The sequence below is a fragment of the Kineosphaera limosa NBRC 100340 genome, from assembly GCF_000298215.1.
Classification (GTDB): domain Bacteria; phylum Actinomycetota; class Actinomycetes; order Actinomycetales; family Dermatophilaceae; genus Kineosphaera; species Kineosphaera limosa.
The window spans coordinates 1-5,232 of record NZ_BAHD01000116.1 but is presented as its reverse complement, the minus strand read 5'-3'; the positions used below and the strand labels follow the sequence as shown (position 1 = coordinate 5,232).

The 5,232-nt window shown below is 72.2% G+C and carries 7 protein-coding genes; all 7 read right to left on the bottom strand.

The annotated features are described in order from the left end of the window. The coding region (locus KILIM_RS24235) for a pilus assembly protein TadG-related protein (protein WP_006594775.1) at positions 1-223 on the bottom strand (223 nt) is incomplete at its 3' end. Further along, complete coding sequence (locus tag KILIM_RS21010; RefSeq protein ID WP_006594774.1) at positions 220-546, bottom strand: TadE family type IV pilus minor pilin; 327 nt, start codon at positions 544-546, stop codon at positions 220-222. The genes KILIM_RS24235 and KILIM_RS21010, both read right to left, overlap by 4 nt. 44 nt (positions 547-590) lie before the next feature. Further along, positions 591-815 (bottom strand): DUF4244 domain-containing protein, encoded by a 225-nt coding sequence (locus KILIM_RS21005; protein ID WP_006594773.1) that lies wholly within the window; start codon positions 813-815, stop codon positions 591-593. Positions 816-1,025: 210 nt separating this feature from the next. Continuing rightward, positions 1,026-1,571 (bottom strand): type II secretion system F family protein, encoded by a 546-nt coding sequence (locus KILIM_RS21000; RefSeq protein ID WP_006594772.1) that lies wholly within the window; start codon positions 1,569-1,571, stop codon positions 1,026-1,028. Beyond that, positions 1,568-2,290 (bottom strand): type II secretion system F family protein, encoded by a 723-nt coding sequence (locus KILIM_RS22920; RefSeq protein ID WP_006594771.1) that lies wholly within the window; start codon positions 2,288-2,290, stop codon positions 1,568-1,570. The genes KILIM_RS21000 and KILIM_RS22920 overlap by 4 nt, the downstream gene beginning before the upstream one ends. A gap of 63 nt (positions 2,291-2,353) precedes the next feature. Next, on the bottom strand, positions 2,354-3,520 hold the full coding sequence (locus tag KILIM_RS20990) for a TadA family conjugal transfer-associated ATPase (RefSeq protein ID WP_006594770.1): 1,167 nt from the start codon (positions 3,518-3,520) through the stop codon (positions 2,354-2,356). After that, a complete protein-coding gene (locus KILIM_RS20985; protein WP_006594769.1) occupies positions 3,517-4,239 on the bottom strand; it encodes a cellulose synthase operon protein YhjQ/BcsQ in 723 nt (240 codons plus the stop codon). Before KILIM_RS20985 ends, KILIM_RS20990 begins: the two co-directional genes overlap by 4 nt. Positions 4,240-5,232 lie beyond the last annotated feature (993 nt).

Below are 5,232 nucleotides of genomic sequence, written 5' to 3'. Positions count from 1 at the left end.
GCCGGGTGGCGGCGGCCAGGGCGGCGAGGTCGGCGGCCCCGCGAGCGCGGTGGGTGGCCAGGACCGCGCCGGCGATGAGCAGGCCCGCGAACATCAGGGCGATGGTGACCAAGATGATGCCCAGCGACAGCACGGTGCTCATCCCGGCGTCGTCCGCGAGCCGCCGTTGGGCGGCACCCCACCAGGCCCGCAGGCGGGGCGCCGCCCGGCGGTCGGCCCTCACAGCGGACGCTCCCTCGGGATCGACGCGCTGGCATGCGTGTCGAGCCCCGCGGGGATCAGGCCGGCGATGGTGCGCGCCGGGGAGCGGACCTCCACCGTGACGACCGGGCCGCCGGAGATGGCCACCGTGGCGTCCGGCGGCGCGAGCCGCTGCGCGATCCGCCGGACCTCTCCTGGGGAGTCGCCCCTCGACGCGGACCGGGCCGCCGCCCGGGCCGCGTCGAGGCAGCGGATCTGATCGAAGGCGACACCGAGCACCGTGAGGGCCAGGAACAGGATGAGCATGATGGCCGGCAGCGCCGTGACGAACTCCGCGGTGACCATGCCGTCCTCCCTCGTCGGCTGCTTGTGAGCTGGGCCGCCGCGCATCACGGCTTCGGCGGCGTCAGGGCCTTCTGGAAGACCGTGTTGAGCAGGGTTTTGATGGCGTCGCTGCCGAGCATGGTCAGGAGAACTCCCGCAAGAGCGACAGCGGCCAGCGTGCCGATGGCGTATTCAGCGGTGGACATCCCAGAGTCGTTGGATTGACGCAGCCGGTGCGCCAGTGCGTGGGCCGGCGACGAGTGATAAAGCCTGACGAGTTGCAGGGACATTGATCGACCTTTCGTTTCGGGTGGGTTGTGACAAATCACAGCCTGCGGCATTCGGGCAACGCGCTGCAGGAATCACAGACGTCACCTGTGGATGAACCCCAACAGTGAGGGGGGCATGTGGGTAACGAAACGGGGAAAGCGCAAGCCGCCCGCCGGGAAGCCCGGCGGGCGGCGCTCCAGAACCCTGGCGATCCAGAACCCTGCGAACGGTCAGAAGGGAAAGATCTGCGAAGTCAGCGCGAGAACGAGCGGGATGACGGCGGTGAGGATGAACGCCGGCAAGAAGGTAAGGCCGAGCGGCAGCACGACCTTGACGCCCATCCGCTCGGTGGCGGCCTCGATCCGATGCTCCTCCCGACGACGCACGTCGGCTGCCGCGGCTCGCAGCAGGTCGCCGGGGGCCACTCCGGCTCCGGCCGCCAGGGAGAGGGCCTGAGCCGCGGGTGCCCAGTCCGGTGGGACGGCCCCCCACGCCTCCTCCTCGCTCATCCCCCAGCGCAGGGCCGCGCAGACCGTGCGCAGATGCACCCCGGTGATGTCGTCGAGCTGATCGCTGACAAGGTCGAGTGCCTCGACGATGCCGCAGCCCGAACGCATCGCCAGCGCGATGAGCTCGATGCTGTCCGCGATCTGCACCACCGGCGCGCCGACGCTCGGGGGCGCCGCGGGCGGCACCGGCAGGGCGGACCGCCAACGGCGGCCGGGCAGGAGGAGTACGGCGAGCGCGACGGCCAGGCCGGCCAGGGCGGCGCTCACGCGAGCACCGGTCCTTTGACGACGCCCGCGACCATGCGACTGATCCACCACCGGCCGACGAAGACCAGCGCGATGCCGAGCGCGACACAAGCCATGATCAGCGGGTTCTGCGTGTAGGCGGCGACGAGATCGACGCCCATCATGAGCCCGAGCAACGGCGCGGCCAGCGGCAGGATCGTGAGGATCTGCTGGGTCGCCTTGGCGCCGGCCACCGCCGCGGCCGCCTTGGCTTGCCGGTCGCGGTCAGCGCGCAACAGCTCCGCGACGGTCGTCGCCGTCGTCGACAGGGGCGCGCCGCTCGCCTCGCTCAGCGCCCAGGCGCGGCCCAGCATCCGCAGCTGCGGCGAGCCCACGTCATCGGCGACCTCGCGCCAGCCGGTCGATAGCGACTCCCCCATGCGGGCCCGCAGGACCAGGGCGGGCAGGGCAGCATCGAGGGCGTTGCGGCGGGTACCCAAGGTGGCGCGGCTGTCGCTGACGAGGACCAGCGCGTCGGCCGGCCCCAGCCCCGCGGTCAGCGCCGCACCGATGGACTCGACCAGGTGCACCACCTCGTCGGCGAGGCTGCGGGCATCCCACAGTCGCACCACCCTGGCAACGAGGCGATCGACGGCATCCGGCTGTTGCGCACCCGGCGCGCCCACCGCCGCGGGCAACCGCCGGGACGGCCAGCAGAGCAGCGCCGCCACGACGAGGGCGCCGCTCAACGCTGCGGACATGCAGTCCCCTTCCCGGCCACGACGCCTACTCCGGGGGCCGGCCGGCCCTCCTGCATCCCGGTCTCATCCATGCTGGCCTGCGCACATGGCAGCCAGAAGGTCCCACCCCGGCTCGCAGACCCGCGGGATCGGCTCCGTGTCGGCCGCGTCGGCGGGCGGAGCGTCCTGCATGAGGGCCGGGAGCACGGCCAGTTCGCCGTCGATCTCGCCCAGCACGCCGATGCACTCGATGTATCGGCGCCGCTGGCCGCGGCGCAGGTGAATGACCAGGGAGACGGCGCTGGCCAGCTGGCATCGGGTCGCCTCCGGGGTCATGCCGGCCAGCGCGCCGAGCGCCTCGAACCTGGCGACCACGTCGAGGCTGCTGTTGGCGTGCAGGGTGCCGCACCCCCCTTCGTGGCCGGTATTCAGGGCGGTGAGCATTTCGCGCACCTCCGCGCCCCGAACCTCGCCGACGACGAGCCGGTCGGGGCGCATCCGCAGCGACTGCCGGACCAACGCGACCATGTCGACGTGGCCCGCGCCCTCGACGTTGGGCGGTCGCGTCTGCATCCGCACCGCGTGGGGATGCTGCACGTGGAGTTCGCGCACGTCCTCCACCACGAGCAGACGTTCGGTCTGCGGGACGCGGGCCAACAGCGCCGCGAGCAGGGTGGTCTTGCCGGTGCCCGTGCCGCCTGTGACGACATACGAGTGCTTGCCGGCGATGATCGCGTCGAGCACCGGCATCCAGTCCCTCGGGAACGAGCCGTGGGCCTGCAGCTGCTCCAGGGAGCTGACCCTTCGGCGCGGCACTCGCAAACTGATGTGGGCGCCGCCGTCGACGAGCGGCGGCAACACGGCGTGCAGGCGGACGCCGCCGGGCAGCAGGCCATCGACATAGGGGCTGGCCTCGTCGAGGCGACGCCGGGCCAGGCCGGCCAGCCGCACCGCGAGCCGCCGCACTGCCTCCTCGTCGCCGATCTCGACAGCGCAGGGGGTCAGGCCGTCGCCGCGGTCCACGAAGACGCCGAGGGTGCCGTTGACGAGCACGTCGGTGACGGCCTCGTCGGCCAGCAGCGGGTCGAGCGGCCCGGCGCCGAGCACCGCGGAACCCAACCGGGCGGTCGCCTGTTCGACGCCGTCGCGCCCCAGGATGAGCGCGGAGCGGGCGATGACGTCGTCGACTCGACGCGGGGTCGGCGCCTGCCCGGCGCGGATGTGGCCCCAGATGGCGCTCTGTTGGCTCATGCGATGCTCCGCATCGGCTCCAGCGCGGCCTCGAGTACGGCGTCGGCTGCCTCGGCGAGGTGTCCGCGGCCGCCGGGGATGCGGCCGCGGCGCAGGTCGGCGCCGACTCGCTCGTCGTCGGGCAGGAGGGCGGCGACCGGCAGACCGAGGGCGTCGCCGACGATGTGCGCCAGGCCGGGCGGCGCACGGCGGTCGAGTCGCTGCACGATCTCCCAGGAGAGGCCGAGGTCGACGCACGCCGACGCGTGGACTCCGGCTGCGGCGAGTTGGGCGGGCCCACTGCCGCAGACGACGATGCCCTGATGCAGCAGTGCGACGGCCGATGCGAACTCGCCGTCGCCGGGCGCGGGCAGGTCGATGACGACGAGGTCGGAGTGTGCGGCGAGTCCGTCGACCACCGCCGCGACGGCCTGTGGGTCGAGGTCGACGGTGGCGTCTCGGTCGTGGGAGACGACCGGCAGGCCGTTGGCGCGCGGCAGGTGCCGCAACAGTTCTGGGACATCGAGGCGGCCGCGGGCGCGCGCCAGGTCGGGCCAGCGCAGGCCGCGTTCGTGGTCGATGCCGAAGGTCACGTCCAGGCCGCCGCCGTAGCGGCGCAGGTCGACGCACACCACCTCGAGGCCGCGGCGCTGCCCGCGCAGGCCGACCGCCGCCACCAGGCAGGTGGCCCCCACTCCTCCGGAGGCCCCGGAGATACCGATGATGCGTGCACGAGTCATGCGAGCCAGCGTGCGGGAACAACCCTGTCTCGCGTCGGCTGAGCGGGCGCTGCCTGTGGATGGACCCCGGCTGCCGAGGGGGCCTGTGGACGCCGAATCGGGCGCTTCTTTGCGCACAGGCTGTGCAGAAAGTGCCCGGACATACGGGTGGCCCCCGCTGGGGGGACAGCGGGGGCCACCAACGCGCCAAGCCCCGGGGGGGAGGAGCTGGTGCGCCGCGCTCAACCCGTAGGGAGCGCTGGGTCCATTCTGCGGGTCGGACGACCGATAAGCAAACGGGTGGGGGGACGCGCTTCAGCGACGCTCGGTAACACTGGCGCAAGGCCGTGGCGACACTGTTAGGGACCTTGCCGCAGGCCCCTGAACTGCAGAGAAAGCCATTTGATCCGGCAGCTCCCTGGTGAACTCGGGAGGTCGCGGGAGCGCTTCCACCCCCCGAACGGCGTAACTTTGCGCAAAACTTCCGCGAATTTCTGTAACGCACTGCCGACCTCGCGCGATGAGCTTCGGCCACACCTGTAGGCCAGGCGCAGTTCCGCGCCCCAGTCCCGCGGCGCCTTTCTGCGGCACCAAGCCGGCCGTCAGCCGCGCCTCGCTCGCGCCGATCCCCGCCGCCACCCCGCCATCGATCCCCACCGCGGGCCTGCCGCACACAGAGCGAGGGCACCTCGCGTAGAGGTGCCCTCGGATCGTGGACTCCACCGGTGACCAAGCTCGTCGATAGCCGTCTGGGGCACGTGTACCCACAGACCTGTCCGAACGTGGACCGAGCGCGAGTGGGTGCCGGTATCGTTCACGATCGGCGACGGGAGGCCGTCGCCCTAGTGACTTCATTATGCCGTCCACCTGCGCCTTTGGGAAGCGATTGCGAGAATCCGCACGCAATTCTGTCTGGTGCTGGAGCCTCGCGGGGACGCGGCCGACAGTGGCAGCCGGCACCCGCGCCCTCCGGCCCCGCGCTGCCAGGTGCACCGGGCAACATGCTGCCCCCAG

Coding starts and splice junctions, on each gene's coding strand:
- KILIM_RS20985 (WP_006594769.1), bottom strand. CDS start 4,239: ATGACTCGTGCACGCATCATCGGTATCTCCGGGGCCTCCGGAGGAGTG.
- KILIM_RS21010 (WP_006594774.1), bottom strand. CDS start 546: ATGGTCACCGCGGAGTTCGTCACGGCGCTGCCGGCCATCATGCTCATC.
- KILIM_RS20990 (WP_006594770.1), bottom strand. CDS start 3,520: ATGAGCCAACAGAGCGCCATCTGGGGCCACATCCGCGCCGGGCAGGCG.
- KILIM_RS21005 (WP_006594773.1), bottom strand. CDS start 815: ATGTCCCTGCAACTCGTCAGGCTTTATCACTCGTCGCCGGCCCACGCA.
- KILIM_RS22920 (WP_006594771.1), bottom strand. CDS start 2,290: ATGTCCGCAGCGTTGAGCGGCGCCCTCGTCGTGGCGGCGCTGCTCTGC.